The sequence below is a fragment of the Streptomyces sp. NPDC046716 genome, assembly GCF_040645755.1.
Lineage (GTDB): Bacteria > Actinomycetota > Actinomycetes > Streptomycetales > Streptomycetaceae > Streptomyces.
Genome location: NZ_JBEYYU010000010.1, coordinates 1 through 17332 on the forward strand (window position 1 = coordinate 1; position 17332 = coordinate 17332).

Consider the following 17332-nt stretch of genomic DNA (forward strand, 5'->3'; position numbering starts at 1 on the left):
GACGGAGTGGAGGGTCGACGTCGAGGCCCCTGAGGCATGCGCTTCGCGCAGCCTCCCCTGGACGAGCGAAGCTCGTTTCAGGGGCGCGGGGAACTGCGCGACCAGCCCCCACCGGCCCGCAGGCGGAGAACGGCGCGATCAGTGGTGGGCCAGTGCCGCCCGGACACCGTCCTCCCGGCGGCCCAGAAAGTGCGGATCCGGCCGGAACACGGCGTCGACGGCAGCCTTCCCGGCGGCCAGAACCTCCCGCGCACCCCCGGCGTACCAGGTCACGTCATGCACCTCGTCCACCCCGACCCCATAGGACGAGACCCCGGCCGCCTCGCACAGAGCCACCGCCCGCCGCACATGAAACCCCTGAGTGACCAGCACGGCCCGGTCCACCCCGAAGATCTTCTTGGCGCGCACGCACGAGTCCCACGTGTCGAACCCGGCGTAGTCGCTGACGACGGCCCGCGACGGAACCCCGTGCCGGGTCAGATACGTACGCATGGCGTCGGGCTCGTCGTACTCGGCGCGGCTGTTGTCCCCGGTGACGAGCAGCACCCGCACCCGCCCGGAGCGGTACAGCTCGGCCGCCGCGTCGAGCCGGTGGGCGAGATACGGCGACGGCTCCCCGTTCCACAGCCCGGCGCCGAACACCACGGCCACATCGGTACGCGGCACGTCGTGAACCCCGCGCAGCCGGTCACCGGACGTCGTGAACATCCAGGTCGCCGGCGCCAGCGCCAGCACGCACAGCGCCATCACCACCTGCACCGCCCGCCGCTGTTCCGGGCGGGTACGGGGCAGACGCGGGCGGGGCAGGCGCATCGGACGTGACCTCCGGGCAGACAGCGGCTCTCGCAGGCACAGGACGCCGTCAGGGCCCCCACGGTTCACGCTCACCGCGCCGGGTACCCGCCGGTGAACCCCCCGCAACCACTCGTCACCACCCCGCAACAGCCCGGCAACCCTCCTCCGGCAGGATCGCTCCATGACGGACACGTCGTACGGCACCCACCACTCCCGCACGACAGAACTCGACGCCGCCACGGCGGAACTGGACAGCACCGCGGGACTCCTCACCATGATCAGTACTCAACTCGGCACCCAGCTCAGCAACCGGCGCCCCCTGCGCGGCCGCCCCCGCCCCCCGGCCCTGGTGCTCGTGGCGCACGGCAGCCGCAACCCCGCCGCCCTCGCCACCGTCACCGAACTGGTGGCGGGCATCCGCGCGCTGCGCCCCGGCCTGACGGTCCGCCTCGGCCACATCGAGCTGAACGCCCCGCTGCTCGGCGACACCCTCGCCGACCTCCCGGCGGGCCCGGCCGTCCTGGTCCCCCTCCTCCTCTCCCGCGGCCACCACGTCAAGCGGGACATCCCCGCGGCGGCGGCCGCCGCGGACCACCTGCTCACCCGCGTCGCCGCCCCGCTCGGCCCGCACCCGCTGCTCGTCGACGCGCTGCACGACCGGCTCACGGAGGCGGGCTGGCCCGAGGGCCCCGAGCCCGAGCCCGAGCGCCGGAGCACCGGAGTGGTCCTCGCCGCCGCCGGCTCGCGCGACCCGCAGGCCGCCGTCGACACCCGCCGCACCGCCGACCTCCTCGCCCGCCGCCTGGGCGTCCCGGTCGTCCCCGGCTACGCCTCCGCCGCCGCGCCCGACGTGGCCACCGCCGTCCGCGCCCTCGCCGCGCGCGGCCGCACCCGGATCGCCGTCGCCTCCTACTTCACCGCGCCCGGCCGCTTCGCCGACGAGTCCGCCGCCGCGCTCCCCCCGGGCCAGGGGATCGCCGCGGCCCCGCTCGGCACCCACCCGGCGATGGCCCGGCTCGTCCTGCACCGCTACGACACCGCGCTCGCCGCGCCCGGCCCCGCCCGCACCCCGCACCTGGCGTCGGCCTGAAGCGCGCGCGGCCCCCCCGCGCACGCTGCCCTTCTGTCGGTGGCTGCGTCTACTGTCAGGGCATGGAAGGCAGCGAGACGTACGACGAGGACGCGATCGAGCGCTGGGCCCCCGAGCCCGACAAGCGTCCGGGCCGCACCGCGTTCCAGCGCGACCGGGCCCGGGCCCTGCACTCGGCGGCGCTGCGCCGCCTCGCCGGAAAGACCCAGGTCGTCACCCCGGGCACCACGAGCCGCCACTGGGACGCCAGCCCGCGCACCCGGCTGACCCACTCCCTGGAGTGCGCCCAGGTGGGCCGGGAGCTGGGCGCGGCGCTCGGCTGCGACCCCGACCTCGTCGAGACGGCCTGCCTCTCCCACGACATGGGCCACCCGCCCTTCGGGCACAACGGCGAGCAGGCGCTCAACGAAGTGGCCGAGGACTGCGGCGGCTTCGAGGGGAACGCCCAGTCGCTGCGCCTCCTCACCCGCATCGAGCCCAAGCGCTTCGTCCGCGCCGAGGGCTCGGGCGAGCTGGTCAGCGTAGGACTGAACCTGACGCGGGCGGCGCTCGACGCGGCGACGAAGTACCCGTGGCCGCGCGGCGAGCACCCCACGGACCCGCACTCGGTGAAGTTCGGGGTGTACGAGGACGACCGCCCCGTCTTCGACTGGGTGCGCAAGACGTCGCCGGGCCGCCGCACCTGCTTCGAGGCCCAGGTCATGGACTGGGCGGACGACGTCGCGTACTCGGTGCACGACATGGAGGACGGACTGCACGCCGGTCACCTGGACCCGATCGTGCTGCACGCGGAGCCGGAGCGCGCCGACATCTTCGCGGTCGCCATCGGGCGCTACGTCCCGGCGGACACCGATCCCGCCGAGCTGGCCGCCGCCCTCGACCGCCTCCTCGACCAGGAGTGGTGGCCGCACGGCTACGACGGCACGGCGGTCGCCCAGGCCCGCCTCAAGGACGCCACGAGCCAGCTCATCGGCCGGTTCTGCCTGGCCGCCGAGGGCGCGACCCGGGCGCGGTACGGCACCGGGCCCCTCACCCGGTACGACGCCGAACTGGTCGTCCCGCGCGGGGCCCGGTACGAGTGCGCGGTTCTCAAGGCGGTCGCCGACCGGTACGTGATGCAGCGCCCGCAGCAGGAGCGGCTCCGCGCCGACCAGCGGATCGTGGTCGCCGAGCTGGCCGAGGCCCTCACGGCCCGCGCCCCCGACGGCCTGGACCCCCAGTTCCGCGCCCTCTTCGAGGACGCCCCCGACGACCGCACGAAGAAGCGCGTGATCGTCGACCAGATCGCCTCCCTGACGGACGCTTCAGCCCGCACATTGCACGCAAGGCTGACGCAAGGCGCCCCGTAGGGGCGCGGGGAACTGCGCGAGCAACCCACCACGACCCGCACCCGCCGGACGGTGTGATCCGCTACGGCGCGTAGGCAAAAGTAACCGGGGGCGTGCCCCGATAGGGCCACGCCCCCTTCCCCCATCACGCTGCGTGCGGGACGCTCGCATATGACGGCAGCGCAACGAGGAGGCATCAAGTGGTCGACGCGGACCAGACGTTCGTCATCGTCGGAGGAGGGCTCGCCGGCGCGAAGGCCGCCGAGACACTCCGCTCGGAGGGCTTCACCGGCCGAGTGATCCTCATCGGTGACGAACGGGACCACCCGTACGAGCGTCCGCCCTTGTCCAAGGGCTATCTGCAGGGCAAGGAGGAGCGGGACAGCGTCTTCGTCCATGAACCGGCCTGGTACGCGAGCCACGACATCGAGCTGCACCTCGGCCAGACGGTGACCGCGATCGACCGCGCGGCCAGAACGGTCCGGCTCGGCGACGCCACCCTCATCCGCTACGACAAGCTGCTGCTCGCCACCGGCGCCGAGCCGCGCCGCCTCGACATCCCCGGCACCCACCTCGCGGGCGTCCACCACCTGCGCCGCCTCGCCCACGCCGAGCGCCTGAAGCACGTCCTGGCCTCCCTCGGCCGGGACAACGGCCACCTGGTGATCGCGGGCGCCGGCTGGATCGGCCTGGAGATCGCCGCCGCCGCGCGCGAGTACGGCGCCGAGGTCACCGTCGTCGAGCCGGAGGACACCCCGCTGCACTCCGTCCTCGGCCCGGAGATCGGCCAGATCTTCACCGAGCTGCACAGCGACCACGGCGTCCGCTTCCACTTCGGCGCCCGGCTCACCGAGATCACCGGCCACGACGGCATGGTCCTCGCCGCTCTCACCGACGACGGCGAGGAACACCCGGCGCACGACGTGCTCGCCGCGATCGGCGCCGCCCCGCGCACCGCGCTCGCCGAATCCGCGGGCCTCGACCTGGTGGACCGCGAGCACGGCGGCGGCATCGCGGTCGACGCGGCGCTGCGCACCTCCGACCCGGACATCTTCGCGGCCGGCGACGTCGCCGGACTCCAGCACCCGCTGTACGGCCGGAGCCTGCGCGTGGAGCACTGGGCGAACGCGCTGAACGGCGGCCCGGCCGCGGCCCGCGCCATGCTCGGCCAGGAGGTCACCTACGACCGGGTGCCCTACTTCTTCTCCGACCAGTACGACCTGGGCCTGGAGTACTCGGGCTGGGCGCCCCCGGGCAGCTACGACCAGGTGGTGATCCGGGGCGACGCGGGCAAGCGCGAGTTCATCGCCTTCTGGCTGAAGGACGGCCAGGTCCTCGCGGGGATGAACGTGAATGTGTGGGACGTCACGGACCCGATCCAGCAGCTGATCCGCACCGGGGCGAGGCCCGGCACGGAGCGTCTGTCGGACCCGACCGTCCCGCTCGCCGATCTTCTGGAGGAGTGACGGGACTGTCCGTGGGGGACCGTAGACTTGCCGCGTGGCTGGCAGGATCAATGACGAGGACGTGAAGGCGGTTCGGGACGCGGTCCCGATCGACGCCGTGGTGTCCGAGTATCTGCAGCTGCGCAACGCGGGCGGCGGGAACCTGAAGGGGCTGTGCCCCTTCCACGACGAGAAGTCCCCGTCCTTCCAGGTCAGTCCGAGCAAGGGGTTCTTCCACTGCTTCGGCTGCCAAGAAGGCGGCGACACCATCACGTTCGTGATGAAGATCGACCACCTCTCCTTCTCCGAGGCGGTCGAGCGGCTGGCCGGCCAGGCGGGCATCACGCTGCGCTACGAGGAGGGCGGGTACAACCCCACCCACCAGCGCGGCGAGCGCATCCGCCTGGTCGAGGCGCACAAGGTCGCCGCGCAGTTCTACGTCGATCAGCTGGGGTCCCCGGAAGCCGAGATCGGCCGGAAGTTCCTCGCCGAGCGCGGCTTCGACCAGGCCGCGGCCGCCCACTTCGGCGTCGGCTACAGCCCGGCGGGTTGGGACCACCTGACCCGCTTCCTGCGCGGCCAGGGCTTCAGCGACAAGGAGCTGACCCTCTCCGGGCTCTCCCAGGAAGGCCGCCGCGGCCCCATCGACCGCTTCCGCGGCCGGCTGATGTGGCCGATCCGCGACATCGGCGGCGAGGTCGTCGGCTTCGGCGCCCGCCGCCTGCGCGACGACGACAACGGCCCGAAGTACCTGAACACGCCAGAGACCCCGATCTACAAGAAGTCGCAGGTCCTCTACGGCATCGACCTCGCGAAGAAGGACATCGCCAAGTCCTCCCGCGCCGTCGTCGTCGAGGGCTACACCGACGTCATGGCCTGCCACCTCGCCGGTGTCACCACGGCCATCGCCACCTGCGGCACGGCCTTCGGCGGCGACCACATCAAGATCCTCCGCCGGCTGCTGATGGACAACGGCTCGGCGCGCGTCATCTTCACCTTCGACGGCGACGCGGCGGGCCAGAAAGCCGCCCTGCGCGCCTTCGAGGACGACCAGAAGTTCGCCGCCGAGACGTACATCGCCATCGCGCCGGACAACATGGACCCGTGCGACCTGCGCCTGGCCAAGGGCGACGACGCGGTCTCCGACCTCGTCCAGCCCCGCACCCCGCTCTTCGAGTTCGCGCTCCGCCAGATCGTCGCGCGCTACGACCTGGAGACCCCGGCCGGCCGCGCCGCCGCGCTCGACGAGGCCGCGCCCGTCGTCGCCCGCATCAAGAACAGCGCCTCACAGCACGAGGTCGCCGTCCAGCTCGCCGGGATGCTCGGCATCCTCGACACCCAGTTCGTGGTCAAGCGGGTGGCGCAGCTGGCCCGTTGGGCCCGCGACCGGGGCGGCAAGGGGCCCGCGCCGGCCAGCTCCCCGCAGGCGGCACCGCTCGGCGCCGCGCCGCACGCCTTCGGCGGGCCCGCCCTCACCCTGCGCAATCCGGTGTTCACCACCGAGCGCGAGCTGCTCAAGCTGGCGTTGCAGAACCCGGAGCTGGTGTCCCCGATGTTCGACGCGTACGGGGTCGACGAGTTCACCGCCGCGCCGTACGCCGCCGTGCGCGCCGCCATCCTCGACGCGGGCGGCGCCGAGCAGGGCGTGCACGACTCGCACACCTACCTCGTCGGCGTGCGCGAGGCCGCGCCCGACGACGCGGTGCGCGCGATGGTCACCGAGCTGGCCGTCGAGGCCATCCACCGCAAGACCGTCGACCAGGCCTACGCCGACATGCAGCTCGTCGCGGTGCGGCGCCGTGCCGTGGAGCGCCGCATCCGGGACGTCCAGGGCACCTTCACCCGCCTCCACTCGGCGGGTGACCCGGCGCAACTGGTCGCGGTCCAGAACGAGTTGTGGGTCCTCCAGCAATACGACCAGTCCCTCCGGGAACGCGGCGCCGACGCACTGTAGCTCCGCCCCGCCTTGGCGGCACCCCGGTGCGGGGTGAGCGCCTCATGGGCGGCCAGTACAGCGCCGTTGGCGGGTGCGGCCCCGGTGGGGGCTGGTCGCGCAGTTCCCCGCGCCCCTGGCGGGGCGGACAACCCCCTGTACGCGCATGCGCCGTTTGCCCGTGTTCCGGACCGGGAAGCAGGGGCACCCGTACAGCACGGTAACCGAGCGGTCACGCACCGGACTCAAAAAGTCATCGCACGCCCCTCGTGGCGGCACTGTGTCGTACTCCACACTGGGTGGCGGTGCCTGAGTCCTCGGAGCGCGGCCGGAGCCCGGACAGCAAAGGGTCCGAAACCCCCGCGGTTCCGCTCATCGCGTACGGGACGGACAGCGGCGGCGACGCCGCTGCCGCCCCCCTGCCGCACGCCTCAGAAGCGATCACCTTGGAGGTCGCCCCCGTGCAGACCCAGACCCTCACCCAAAGCGACAGCACAGCGCAGGCCCTGTCCGACCCCGATGCCGCGGGGGACGCCGACGTCCTCTCCACGGTGCCGCCACAGAGCCGCGTCACGCACCATCCCGAGTCGGACGACCCCCCGGCGCCCGAGCCATCGGAGTCCGCGGAGCCGCAGGAGGCGGAGGCCGGGCAGAGCGTCGACCCGCCCGAACCGGTACGCGGCGCCCGCGCCGACACCAGCGGCCCGTCCTCCGACCTGTTCCGCCAGTACCTGCGCGAGATCGGCCGCATCCCCCTGCTCACCGCGGCCGAGGAGGTGGACCTGGCGCGGCGTGTGGAGGCGGGCCTGTTCGCCGAGGAAAAGCTCACCAAGGCGCCCGACCTCGGTACCCGACTCACCCTCGACCTCGACAAGTTGGTGGTGATGGGCCGGATGGCCAAGCGCCGCCTGATCGAGGCGAACCTGCGCCTGGTCGTCTCCGTGGCCAAGCGCTACGTGGGCCGCGGCCTGACCATGCTCGACCTGGTCCAGGAGGGCAACCTCGGCCTGATCCGCGCGGTGGAGAAGTTCGACTACGCGCGCGGCTACAAGTTCTCGACGTACGCGACCTGGTGGATCCGGCAGGCGATGAGCCGCGCCCTCGCCGACCAGGCACGCACCATCCGGGTCCCGGTCCACGTCGTCGAGCTGATCAACCGGGTCGTCCGCGTCCAGCGCCGCATGCTCCAGGAACGCGGCTACGAACCCACCCCCGAAGAGGTGGCGGCCCACCTGGAGCTGGCCCCCGAGCGCGTCAGCGAAGTCCTGCGCCTGGCCCAGGAACCCGTCTCGCTGCACGCCCCGGTCGGCGAGGAGGACGACGTCGCGCTCGGCGACCTCATCGAGGACGGCGACGCGACGAGCCCCGTGGAGTCGGCGGCCTTCCTTCTCCTGCGCGAACACCTGGAGGCGGTCCTCTCCACCCTCGGCGAACGCGAACGCAAGGTGGTCCAGCTCCGCTACGGCCTCGCCGACGGCCGCCCCCGCACCCTGGAGGAGATCGGCCGCATCTTCGGCGTCACCCGCGAACGCATCCGCCAGATCGAGTCGAAAACCCTCAACAAACTGAGGGACCACGCCTTCGCCGACCAGCTGAGGGGCTACCTGGACTAGCGCCCCGTAGGGGCGCGGGGAACTGCGCGACCGGCCACACACGACCGGCACCCGACAGATTGCCCACGCCCCCAGGGCGATTAGTCCACCTCGGCCACAGCCTGCGCGAACTGGGCCTCGTACAACCGCTGATAAGCCCCGCCGGCGGCGACCAGCGCATCGTGCGAGCCCTGCTCGACGATCGCCCCGTTCTCCATGACCAGAATCGTGTCGGCATCGCGGATCGTCGACAGACGGTGCGCGATGACGAACGACGTCCGCCCTGAGGCGAGCCGCGCCATCGCCTTCTGGATCAGCACCTCGGTCCGGGTGTCGACGGAGGAAGTCGCCTCGTCGAGGACCAGGATCACCGGGTCGGACAGGAACGCCCGCGCGATGGTGATGAGCTGCTTCTCACCGGCGCTGACGCCGGTGCCCTCGTCGTCGATCACGGTGTCGTAGCCGTCGGGCAGCGTCCGGATGAACCGGTCCGCGTGCGCGGCCTTCGCCGCCGCCTCCACGTCCTCGCGGGTCGTGGACTTCGCGGCGCCGTACGCGATGTTCTCCGCGATGGTGCCGCCGAACAGCCAGGTGTCCTGGAGGACCATGCCGATCCCGGCCCGCAGTTCGTCGCGGGACATCTTCGCGATGTCGACCCCGTCGAGGGTGATGCGGCCGCCGCTGACGTCGTAGAACCGCAGCAGCAGATTGACGAGCGTGGTCTTGCCCGCGCCCGTCGGCCCCACGATGGCCACCGTGTGACCCGGCTCCGCGGTGAGCGACAGGTCCTCGATGAGCGGCTTGTCCTCCTCGTAGCGGAAGGCGACGTGCTCGAACTCGACGTGCCCGCGCAGGTTCTGCGGCTTCTCGCCGGTGGCCGGGTCGGGCGACTGCTCCTCGGCGTCGAGCAGTTCGAAGATCCGCTCGGCGGACGCCACTCCGGACTGCACCAGGTTCGCCATCGACGCGACCTGCGTCAGCGGCATCGAGAACTGGCGCGAGTACTGGATGAAGGCCTGCACGTCACCGATCGACAGGGTGCCGGAGGCCACCCGCAGCCCGCCGACCACCGCGACCAGCACATAGTTCAGGTTCGAGATGAAGAACATCAGCGGCTGCATGATGCCGCTGTTGAACTGCGCCTTGAACGCGGCCTCGTACAGCGCCTCGTTCTGCTCGGCGAACAGCTCCGCCGACTCCTTCTGCCGCCCGAACACCTTCACCAGCGTGTGCCCGGTGTACATCTCCTCGATGTGCGCGTTCAGCCGGCCCGTGGTCTTCCACTGCTGCACGAACTGCGGCTGCGACCGCTTGCCGACCTTCGCCGCGACGAACACCGACAGCGGCACCGTGACGAGCGCGACCAGCGCGAGCAGCCACGAGATCCAGAACATCATGGTCAGGACGCCGATGATGGTCAGCAGCGAGTTGAGCATCTGGCCCATCGTCTGCTGGAGCGTCTGCCCTATGTTGTCGATGTCGTTGGTCGCCCGGCTCAGCACCTCGCCGCGCTTCTGCTTGTCGTAGTACGACAGCGGCAGCCGCGACAGCTTGGCCTGCATGTCCGTGCGGAGCTTGGCCACGGCCAGGTTGATCGCCCGGTTGGCGAGCCGGGTGCCGATCATCATCGCCAGGCCCGCCACCGCGAACACCGCGAGCGCGAGCAGCAGGACCCGCCCGATCGCGTCGAAGTCGACGCCCTGGCCGGGTGTGAAGTCGACGCCGCCGAGCATGTCGGCCATGCCGGAGTCGCCCTTGGCCCGCAGGCCCTCGATGACCTGTTCCTTGGTCTGCCCGGCGGGCGTCTGCCCGCCGATGATCCCGCCGAACAGCAGGTCGGTGGCGTGACCGAGGATCTTCGGCCCGACCACCGAGAGGCCCACGCTGATCACCACCGCGACCAGCACGGCCACCACCGAGGCCCGGTGGGCGGCCAGCCGCTTCAGCAGCCGCTTGCCGGACCCCTTGAAGTCCATCGAGCGCGAACCGGGCCCACCGGCCGCCATCCGCGCCGCCATCGGCCCGCTCATCAGGCGGCCTCCGCTTCCGTCAGCTGGGAGAGAACGATCTCCCGGTACGTCTCGTTGTCGGCCATCAGCTCGTGGTGGCGTCCGGTGCCGACGACCCGGCCCTCGTCGAGGACGATGATCCGGTCGGCGTCCCGGATGGTGGCCACGCGCTGGGCCACGATCACCACGGTCGCCTCGGCGGTCTCGGCGCCGAGCGCCCGGCGCAGGGCGGCGTCCGTGGCGTAGTCGAGCGCGGAGAAGGAGTCGTCGAAGAGGTAGATCTCCGGCCGCTGCACGAGCGTGCGCGCGATGGCGAGCCGCTGGCGCTGGCCACCGGAGACGTTCGTCCCGCCCTGGGCGACGGCCGCGTCGAGCCCGCCCTCCAGCCGGCCGACGAACTCCTTGGCCTGCGCCACCTCGAGGGCGTGCCACAGCTCCTCGTCGGTCGCGTCGGGCCGCCCGTACCGGAGGTTGGAGGCGACCGTCCCCGAGAACAGGTAGGGCTTCTGCGGGACGAGTCCGACCGTCCTGGCCATCAGCTCGGGATCGATGCCGCGGACGTCCTCACCGTCCACGTACACGGTCCCCGCGGTGGTGTCGTACAGCCGGGGCACCAGGCCGAGCAGCGTCGACTTGCCGCTGCCGGTCGAGCCGATGATCGCCGTGGTCTCCCCGGGCCTGGCCACGAGGTCCACCGACCGCAGCACCGGCTCCTCGGCGCCCGGATAGCCGAACTCGGCGCCGCGGATCTCCAGGTGCCCGTGCCGGCGCAGTTCCCGTACGGAGGTGTCGGCGGCGGGCGGGACGACGCTGGACTCGGTGTCGAGCACCTCCTGCACGCGCTCCGCGCACACCTCGGCGCGCGGCACCTGCATGAACATGAAGGTCGCCATCATCACGCTCATCACGATCTGCATCAGATACGCGAGGAACGCGGTCAGGTCGCCGATCTGCATGCCGCCGCTGTTGATGCGGTGGGCGCCGAACCAGACCACGGCGACGGAGGCGACGTTCACGATCGTCATCACGAACGGGAACATCAGTGCCATGATCCGGCCGGTGGCCAGCGAGGTCTCGGTCAGGTCCCAGTTGGCCACGCCGAACCGGTCCTTCTCGAAGTCGTCCCGCACGAAGGCGCGGATGACGCGGTTGCCGGTGATCTGCTCGCGCAGCACCCGGTTCACGGTGTCCAGCTTGACCTGCATGGACCGGAACAGCGGCCGCATCTTGCGGATGATCAGCGTCAGCACGATCGCCATGACGGGCAGCACGGCCAGCAGCACGCCCGACAGGGGCACGTCGAGCCCCAGCGCCAGGATCACACCGCCGACGCACATGATCGGCGCCGACACCATCAGCGTGAAGCCCATCAGCACCAGCATCTGGATCTGCTGCACGTCGTTCGTGGTGCGGGTGATCAGCGAGGGCGCCCCGAAGCGGCCGACCTCGCGGGCGGAGAAGGACTGCACCCGGTCGAAGACCCCGGCCCGCACGTCGCGGCCGAGCGCGGCGGCGGTGCGGGCGCCGAAGTACACGGCGCCGGTGTTGCAGACGACCTGGACGACCGTGATGCCCAGCATCAACGCGCCGTACGTGAGGATGTAGCCGGTATCGCCGTCGACGACACCGTTGTCAATGATGTCCGCGTTCAGAGTGGGCAGATACAGGGCCGCGCAGGTCTGCAGGAACTGCAGCAGGACGAGCAACCCGATGGGTTTCTTGTACGGACCGAGGTAGGTCCGCAGGAGTCGTATGAGCACGCTCTGTCTCTCGGTGGTCGGCGAACTGGATGAGAGCGGTTGGGGAGGGGGACGCGTCCTCGCCGAAACGACGACGACGCATGGACCCCTATCGTCCGACACTCCACCCGCGTTACCTCAACCGATTAACCCAAGAGTGCTCAAAGACCGGCCACGCACAGGCCACGTAAACGCCGTACTGCTATGGCTGCGCGAACGCCCCGGGGTGGATCTGCTCACGCACCGCACGGAACTGCTGGCGCACCGCCTGTCCCACCGCCAGCTCCTCTCCCGGCTCGAAGACCTGGGTGGCCGCGCCCTGCCACATCGGCAGCTGCCCGCTCATCGCCCACGCGGCCTGCCGGGCCGCGCCGATCGCCGCGTAGTCGGCGGGCTGCGGCACCACGACCTGGGTGCCGAACAGCATCGGCGCCACGGCCTGCACCGCGTGCAGCTCGGCGGCCGCGCCGAGCAGGAACACCCGCCGCACCTCGACCCCGCGCCCGCGCAGCACGTCCAGGGCGTCGGCGAGCCCGCACACCATGCCCTCGAAGGCGGCCCGCGCCAGGTGCTCGGGCTTCATGGACTCCCGCCGCAGCCCGCTGAGGGTGCCGGCCGTGTGCGGCAGATTCGGCGTCTTCTCGCCCTCCAGATACGGCAGGAGTACGAGTCCGTGGGCGCCCGGCGTCGACTTCATGGCGAGCTCGGACAGCTCTTCGAGTCCGCCGTCGAGCCCCAGCATCTCCGTGGTGCCGCGCAGTGTGCGCACCGCGTTCAGCGTGTGCACCACCGGCAGATGCATGCCGGTGGCATCGGCCAGCGAGGTGATGGAGCCGCTGGAGTCCACCAGCGCCTCGTGGTGCACGGCCATCACCGAGCCGGACGCGCCGAGCGAGACGACGGCGTCCCCGGGGGAGACGCCGAGCCCGAAGGCGGCGGCCATGGTCTCCCCGGTCCCGGCCGAGATGATCAGCCCCTCCGGGGTCGTCCCCGCGGCGTCGCCGGGGCCGAGCACCTCCGGCAGCGCGGCCCGCTGTCCGAGTGCCAGCTCCACGAGGTCGGGCCGCCAGGAACCGGCGGCCGCGGACCAGTAGCCGGTGCCCGAGGCCCCGCCGCGGTCGGTGGTCCGCCGGGTCGGGCGCCCGAGCAGCTGCCACACCAGCCAGTCGTGCGCCTGCATGAGGAAGGCCACCCGCTGCGCGTTCTCCGGCTCGGCCCGCGCCAGCCAGCGCAGCTTGGTCACCGGCTGCGCGGCCTGCGGCACGGAGCCCACCGCCTCGGCCCACGCCTCGCGCGAGCCGAGCCGGTCGATCAGATCGGCGGCCGCGACCTGCGCCCGCTTGTCGGCGCCCACCAGGGCCGGGCGCACGGTGTTGCCCTGTCCGTCGAGCGGCACCAGCGCGTTGGCCTGCGCCGACACGCCGATGGCCTGCACGCCTTCCAGTAGCCCGCCGCCGGCCGCTTCGCCGAGCGACAGCAGCCAGGCCTGGGGGTCGACGTCACTGGGCCGACCGCCGCCCTCCGCTGTCTCCAGCGGATGAGGGGCGTACCCCTGCCGGAGCACGGCTCCGGTGTCCGCGTCACAAACGACAATGCGCGTGAAATCGGGCGAACTGTCCAGCCCGGCGACTATCCCCATGCCTGAAATTCTGCCGCACCGCCAAGGTGCGTGTGCCCTCAGGTGTTGCTGGTGCCCCAGTCGTCGTCATCGCCGCCGGTGCCGCGCTCCCGCAGCGACCGCACCCGGTCGGCCACGGAGTCCGGAACCTTGCCCTCCACCTTGGCGCTGACGGAGTGGAACGCCTTGCCGGCGTACTCGCGCGTCTGCTGCGCGGCCGACTCGGCCGTATTGCGTACGGCGGGGTTCTGGGAGATCTCGCGGGCGGTCTTCTTGAGCTTCTCGTACCGCTCGCGCCCGGCCCTGGTGCCCAGTACGTAACCCAGGGCCAGACCGGCGATGAATGTGAGCCGGTAGCGCATGTCGGCCACCCTTTCCCTTGCGAGGCGTCATGGACGATGCGGTCGTCGTGGCGGTCATCGTCGTGCCCGATGATCGCCGGGGGATACCGATTGGCGGAGCACCCCCCTGCTTGCGCTAATGTATGTGTCGCAGCGAGCGCACGCCGCCTGGCAAGTACCCGGGCACCCGCGTTCGAAGCAACGAGGTCATTCCCCTGTAGCTCAATTGGCAGAGCAGCCGGCTGTTAACCGGCAGGTTACTGGTTCGAGTCCAGTCGGGGGAGCTCGATCTCCTGTAGCTCAATTGGCAGAGCAGCCGGCTGTTAACCGGCAGGTTACTGGTTCGAGTCCAGTCGGGAGAGCTGTCGAACAAGTCCCCTCGGAGTTCACTCCGGGGGGACTTTTCGTGCCTGGTGGAACCGACCGGCCGCGGGCGATGTCCTCAAGGTCGTGCAGAGCCGAACCATCCGAAGCAGGAGATCGTATGAGCGGCTATGCTGCGGCAGACGGCGCGCACAAATGTGCGCGGCGCGCCGTACGGGGCGGTAGCTCAGCCGGTTAGAGCAGCGGACTCATAATCCGTCGGCCGTGGGTTCGAGTCCCACCCGCCCCACCACACCTTCAGGGCGCAGAAACGATGCAGCCAGCCTGAACGTAACCTGATGACCCGTCACGTAAACCGTGGCGGGTCTTCTGTCACTCGGGAGGCTGCATTCTCGTGCGCCGCGTTCACCATCCCGTCAACAGCAGGTGGTTCAGCAGCAGGGCCAGTGCGGCCTGGGCGGCGAGCCAGGCGCGGGGAGCCGGAAGGAAGGCGCAGGAGGCGGGGAGCCAGGCCGCGAAGGGGAGCCAGATGCGTTCCGTCTCCGCCTTGCTCATGCCGGAGAGGTCGGCCAGGAGCAGTGCCGCCAGGGCGGCCGCCGTCAGGAGGGCCAGACGACGGGGCGGGCCGGTGGGGGCGGTGGCCGCGCGGCGCAGGCCCGCGACCGTGGCCGGGCCGATCAGCAGGACCGTGCACGCGAGGTTGGCCCACACCCAGTAGGCGTACGGACGGATGCCGCCCGCGCCCTCGTAGTAGCGGGTGGTCAGCAGGCGATACGCCTCCCACCAGTCGAAGCCCAGGAGCGTGAACAGCGCCGGGACCACGACGAGGCCCGCCAGGGCGTACGGCAGCGGGGGCAGCCGGCGGGTGCCGAGGAGCAGGACCGCGCCCGCGACGAGCGCGAACAGCGTCAGGCCGTAGCTGAGGTAGCAGGTCAGACCGAACAGCAGGCCCGCCGCGAAACCCGTGAGGCGGGGGCGGTGGCCCGTCACCGCCAGCGCCAGACAGGCCACGGCCCAGGCGGCGACGGCCGTGAAGTAACCGTCCGCCGACGTGCCCATCCAGACGGCCGCGGGGGTCATGGCCAGGAACGGGGCCGCCCGGCGCGCCAGTTCCTCGGATGCCAGCGCGCGCACGGTGACCAGGACCGCCGCGCAGGCCGCCGCGCCGACGGTGATGACCCACGCGCCCGCCCACGCGCCGCCGCCCAGGCCGAGGCGGTCCAGGAGAACGAAGGTGAGGGTCGCCGCCGGGGGGTGGCCCGCCACGTGCGGGGGCCAGTGGTCGGGGGAGTGCAGCAGGATGTGCCCGGTGAAGTCGCGCAGGGTCGCCGGGATGTCCTGGAAGCGGTCGATGACCTGGAGGTACTCGTACTTCGTGGTCAGTCGGTCGGCGACGCCGCGCCGCCAGCCGTCGATCAGGGCCAGGGACCAGGTCCACGCCATGGCGGTCGCCCAGGCCGCCGCGAGCAGCCCGCGCCAGGGCAGTCGCGCGGCGAGGCGCGGGCCGTAGGCGATGACGGCCGCCGCGACGACGAGAGCGGCGGGGGTGCCGGGGCCCACGTGCGGGAGCAGGCGCGCGTACAGCGGCGGCCACCCCACGTGCAGGGTGCCGTACTCGCGCTCGATCCAGGTGCCGACGAGCGCGGCCGCCGAGACGAGAAGGACGGCGGCCCCGACGGCACAGAGGTCGCGGCGGACGGCACGGGGAAGAGAGCGGATCACGCCGGAAACGCTAGGCGGCCAGGCCGGTGGAAGCGGTGCGGCGCGGGCGGACGTCAGGGTTTCGTCATGTGTCGGGACCCCCGGGCGCGGGGTGCCGCGGCCTACGGTCGGCGCATGTCACGGAAGTTCGACTCGGTTGTTCCACCGACCTCCCCCGCGTTCTGGCGCAGCCCGCTGCGCGGGCCGTGGTTCACCTCTGTGCTCGGTCTGGCGCTGCTGTTCGGGATCACGGTGCTGTTCGTGACGGGGCTGCTGTCCTACGCCGCGTACAACCCGGACCTCTCGCCGGTCAACGACAAGACACCGGACAAGGGGCTGCTCGGCTTCTATCTCTTCGGCTGGCCCACCCACCCGTACTGGCTGTACCGGCTCACCCAGGGCGTCCACGTGACGCTCGGGATCACCCTGATCCCCGTACTGCTGGCCAAGCTGTGGTCGGTGGTGCCCAAGCTCTTCGCGCTGCCGCCCGTGCGTTCCCTCGCCCACGCGCTGGAGCGGATCTCGCTGCTCATGCTGGTCGGCGGGGTGCTGTTCGAGTTCGTCACCGGGGTGCTCAACGTGCAGTTGGAGTACGTCTTCCCCGGCTCCTTCTACCCGCTGCATTTCTACGGGGCGTGGGTGTTCTTCGCCGCGTTCGCCCTGCATGTCGTGCTGCGGGCACCGGCCGCCGTGCGGAACCTGCGCCGTGGCGTGCTCCGCGGCGGCGGGGACGGCGACGAGCTGACCGCGGTGCGGCCCGCCGCGCCGACCGTGTCGCGGCGGGGCGCGCTCGGCGTGGTCGGGGGCGCGTCGGCGCTGCTGTTCGCCACCACCGCGGGGCGCGGGTTCGACGGTCCGCTCCGGCGGACCGCGCTGCTCGCGCCGCACGGCTGGACGGAGCCGGGCAGCGGGCCCGGCGGGTTCCAGATCAACAAGACCGCCGCGTCCCGGGGGATCGACCCGCGCGAGACGGCGGAGGAGGCGTGGCGGCTGGTGCTCGACGGGCCCGGCGGGACCGTGCGGCTCAGCAGGGCGGAGCTGTCGCGGCTGCCGCTGCACACGGCGGCGCTGCCCATCGCCTGTGTGGAGGGCTGGTCGACGTCCGATCAGCAGTGGCGGGGCGTGCGGCTGCGGGATCTGGCGGAACTGGCCGGACACGCGGCGGACGCGGTGCCCGACGTGCTGGTGGAGTCGTTGCAGCGGCGCGGCGCGTTCCGGCGGGCCGCCCTGAGCGCCGCCCAGGTACGGGACCCGCGCTCGCTGCTCGCGCTGGAGGTGAACGGGGCCGCCCTGACGCCCGATCACGGGTATCCGGCCCGCATCATCGTGCCCGCCGCGCCCGGTGTGCTGAACACGAAGTGGGTCGCGCGGCTGACCTTCGGCGATCTCCGGGAGGCGGTCCGATGAAGCTGGGCAG

At 71.8% G+C, this 17332-nt stretch carries 12 protein-coding genes and 3 tRNA genes; 9 read left to right on the top strand and 6 right to left on the bottom strand.

All coding sequences use genetic code 11. The features are described 5' to 3' along the window. Positions 1-138: 138 nt before the first annotated feature. Entirely contained in the window at positions 139-813 is a 675-nt protein-coding gene (locus ABZ930_RS10030) for an ElyC/SanA/YdcF family protein (RefSeq protein WP_361544476.1), read from the bottom strand. 256 nt (positions 814-1069) lie between these two features. Between ABZ930_RS10030 and ABZ930_RS10035 the strand changes: the two genes are divergently transcribed. From ABZ930_RS10035 to ABZ930_RS10055, 5 genes are all read left to right on the top strand, one after another. Beyond that, positions 1070-1885: a sirohydrochlorin chelatase gene (locus ABZ930_RS10035; RefSeq protein WP_361544926.1), complete on the top strand. Its 816-nt coding sequence runs from the start codon at positions 1070-1072 to the stop codon at positions 1883-1885. Positions 1886-1947: 62 nt separating this feature from the next. After that, on the top strand, positions 1948-3234 hold the full coding sequence (locus ABZ930_RS10040) for a deoxyguanosinetriphosphate triphosphohydrolase (protein ID WP_361544479.1): 1287 nt from the start codon (positions 1948-1950) through the stop codon (positions 3232-3234). 179 nt (positions 3235-3413) lie between these two features. Further along, the gene (locus ABZ930_RS10045; protein ID WP_361544482.1) at positions 3414-4679 is read left to right on the top strand and encodes an FAD-dependent oxidoreductase; all 1266 of its coding nucleotides are present in this window, start codon (positions 3414-3416) and stop codon (positions 4677-4679) included. A gap of 34 nt (positions 4680-4713) precedes the next feature. Beyond that, on the top strand, positions 4714-6612 hold the full coding sequence (gene dnaG / locus ABZ930_RS10050) for a DNA primase (RefSeq protein WP_361544485.1): 1899 nt from the start codon (positions 4714-4716) through the stop codon (positions 6610-6612). 284 nt (positions 6613-6896) lie between these two features. Continuing rightward, positions 6897-8204 carry an RNA polymerase sigma factor gene (locus ABZ930_RS10055; RefSeq protein ID WP_361544488.1) on the top strand — a complete coding sequence of 436 codons (1308 nt, stop codon included), beginning with the start codon at positions 6897-6899 and terminating at the stop codon, positions 8202-8204. Between the two features lie 80 nt (positions 8205-8284). Here the strand turns inward: ABZ930_RS10055 and ABZ930_RS10060 are convergent, their stop codons facing one another. From ABZ930_RS10060 to ABZ930_RS10075, 4 genes are all read right to left on the bottom strand, one after another. Continuing rightward, positions 8285-10213: an ABC transporter ATP-binding protein gene (locus ABZ930_RS10060; protein ID WP_361544491.1), complete on the bottom strand. Its 1929-nt coding sequence runs from the start codon at positions 10211-10213 to the stop codon at positions 8285-8287. Next, entirely contained in the window at positions 10213-11952 is a 1740-nt protein-coding gene (locus ABZ930_RS10065) for an ABC transporter ATP-binding protein (RefSeq protein WP_361544494.1), read from the bottom strand. The genes ABZ930_RS10060 and ABZ930_RS10065 overlap by 1 nt, the downstream gene beginning before the upstream one ends. Before the next feature lie 181 nt (positions 11953-12133). Continuing rightward, on the bottom strand, positions 12134-13570 hold the full coding sequence (locus tag ABZ930_RS10070) for an FGGY family carbohydrate kinase (RefSeq protein ID WP_361544497.1): 1437 nt from the start codon (positions 13568-13570) through the stop codon (positions 12134-12136). A 38-nt stretch (positions 13571-13608) separates the two neighbouring features. Next, positions 13609-13911 carry a YtxH domain-containing protein gene (locus ABZ930_RS10075; RefSeq protein ID WP_361544500.1) on the bottom strand — a complete coding sequence of 101 codons (303 nt, stop codon included), beginning with the start codon at positions 13909-13911 and terminating at the stop codon, positions 13609-13611. Positions 13912-14101: 190 nt separating this feature from the next. On the opposite strand from ABZ930_RS10075, the gene ABZ930_RS10080 reads away from it, so the two are divergent. From ABZ930_RS10080 to ABZ930_RS10090, 3 genes are all read left to right on the top strand, one after another. Further along, positions 14102-14174, top strand: a tRNA-Asn gene (locus ABZ930_RS10080). A 5-nt stretch (positions 14175-14179) separates the two neighbouring features. Beyond that, a tRNA-Asn gene (locus tag ABZ930_RS10085) sits at positions 14180-14252 on the top strand. Positions 14253-14429: 177 nt separating this feature from the next. After that, positions 14430-14506 (top strand) — tRNA-Ile (locus tag ABZ930_RS10090). A 113-nt stretch (positions 14507-14619) separates the two neighbouring features. Here the strand turns inward: ABZ930_RS10090 and ABZ930_RS10095 are convergent. Further along, on the bottom strand, positions 14620-15936 hold the full coding sequence (locus tag ABZ930_RS10095) for a hypothetical protein (protein ID WP_361544503.1): 1317 nt from the start codon (positions 15934-15936) through the stop codon (positions 14620-14622). Between the two features lie 114 nt (positions 15937-16050). Between ABZ930_RS10095 and ABZ930_RS10100 the strand changes: the two genes are divergently transcribed. Further along, entirely contained in the window at positions 16051-17322 is a 1272-nt protein-coding gene (locus ABZ930_RS10100) for a molybdopterin-dependent oxidoreductase (RefSeq protein WP_361544506.1), read from the top strand. Positions 17323-17332 lie beyond the last annotated feature (10 nt).

Bases quoted from the DNA above. Each gene is read 5' to 3' on its own strand.
- ABZ930_RS10070 (WP_361544497.1), bottom strand. From the start codon at position 13,570: ATGGGGATAGTCGCCGGGCTGGACAGTTCGCCCGATTTCACGCGCATT.
- ABZ930_RS10040 (WP_361544479.1), top strand. From the start codon at position 1,948: ATGGAAGGCAGCGAGACGTACGACGAGGACGCGATCGAGCGCTGGGCC.
- ABZ930_RS10060 (WP_361544491.1), bottom strand. From the start codon at position 10,213: ATGAGCGGGCCGATGGCGGCGCGGATGGCGGCCGGTGGGCCCGGTTCG.
- ABZ930_RS10035 (WP_361544926.1), top strand. From the start codon at position 1,070: ATGATCAGTACTCAACTCGGCACCCAGCTCAGCAACCGGCGCCCCCTG.
- ABZ930_RS10100 (WP_361544506.1), top strand. From the start codon at position 16,051: ATGTCACGGAAGTTCGACTCGGTTGTTCCACCGACCTCCCCCGCGTTC.
- ABZ930_RS10075 (WP_361544500.1), bottom strand. From the start codon at position 13,911: ATGCGCTACCGGCTCACATTCATCGCCGGTCTGGCCCTGGGTTACGTA.
- ABZ930_RS10030 (WP_361544476.1), bottom strand. From the start codon at position 813: ATGCGCCTGCCCCGCCCGCGTCTGCCCCGTACCCGCCCGGAACAGCGG.